The organism is Acinetobacter sp. YH16044, from assembly GCF_013417145.1.
Taxonomy (GTDB): domain Bacteria; phylum Pseudomonadota; class Gammaproteobacteria; order Pseudomonadales; family Moraxellaceae; genus Acinetobacter; species Acinetobacter amyesii.
Window position 1 is genome coordinate 1 of record NZ_VPEK01000154.1, and the last position, 1,250, is coordinate 1,250.

Annotated in this window: 2 protein-coding genes; both read right to left on the reverse strand. The window is 31.8% G+C overall.

Annotated elements, in window-relative coordinates; genetic code table 11:
• The coding region (locus tag FTV38_RS17660; RefSeq protein WP_180023062.1) for a hypothetical protein at positions 1–198 on the reverse strand (198 nt) is incomplete at its 3' end.
• Between the two features lie 676 nt (positions 199–874).
• The coding region (locus tag FTV38_RS17665) for a helix-turn-helix domain-containing protein (protein WP_180023063.1) at positions 875–1,250 on the reverse strand (376 nt) is incomplete at its 5' end.

Sequence of the window (1,250 nt, forward strand, 5' to 3'; positions counted from 1 at the left end):
TGTCAGGTCTTCTAATTCAGAAAATGAAATTTTGGCTAAGCGGTCTTGAAAGTCAGCTTCTAATGTAATGGCTATCATTGTTTTTAAAACCGCAATGCCTTCCCCCGTTTTGGAAAAGCGAAGCTTTTCTTTAAAAAATGGGGCATCTACCCACCAGAGCACTATTTTGGAAAACACTTTGAAGTTGGATAAGTTCATTTGACAGCCCCCTTTTCTTTTAAAAACTCATTAAAAATCCAGATGTTGAACAACATTTGGATAAAACACATGGTTAAAAGAACCGTTTCAGTATCGGTAGCACTTAAAAATTGCAATAACCATTTTAAAAACAATGGATTAAGTAAAAAAATCATTAAAATCTCCTGTGAAGTTTTAAAAATTTTCTCACGTAAAAAAAAATCTATCTAGAATAGCCATTAGTTTTGAAATATGAAAAATTTGATATAAATCAATAATTTATATTAAAAAAATCAAAAAATAAGTAGTTAATATGAAATTCAGATTGATTAATATTACAGTAGATTAAAGTAAAAAGTAGTTCATATAAAATTAATATTTGAATAAGAAATAAGCAAAGTGGTTAATGTGAGATAGCTGGTTTTAATTATTTTTTAAATTATGAAATTTAGCTCGATACTTTTAAATCTGGCTATCGCCAGAATTAAAAGTCGAGCCACTTTGCGTCTATTTTCAGTGGTTATACATTGAGAGAAGCAAAGCAAAGTACCGAACCGTAATTATTTAGGGTCAATCACACAATAATCGGCATTTTTCCCATAGCCGCACTGTTTTTTTATAACTCTAACGCATGTTTTCCCATCACATTTTGATAGGTAGCAATAATTGACCAATCCCAACTACATACATCCATACATTACTCCTTTAAAACTCTATATACAGTAGCAACGCCACAACCTACAGCTTTAGCTATTTCTTCTTTTGTTAAGCCTTTATTACTTAACTCTCTAATACGATCATGTTTAGCTGTATCTGCTTTCTTACCTGTAGGCTTGTATCCGCTTCTCTCTAAACCTTGTTTAATTCGCTCTCTACGCTTGTCATTGTCTAAACGTGCCATAGTGGCTAACAAATCAATTAACAGGTTATTAACTAAATTCAGGATAGAGCTTGTAATGGTATCATCTGTATTCAGCAGTACATGAGTAGTTGGCAGATCAGCAACAACTAGCTTCATTCCTTTCTCTTTTATACGTCCTTTCAATACTTCAAACTCATTTTGTTTTAAACGT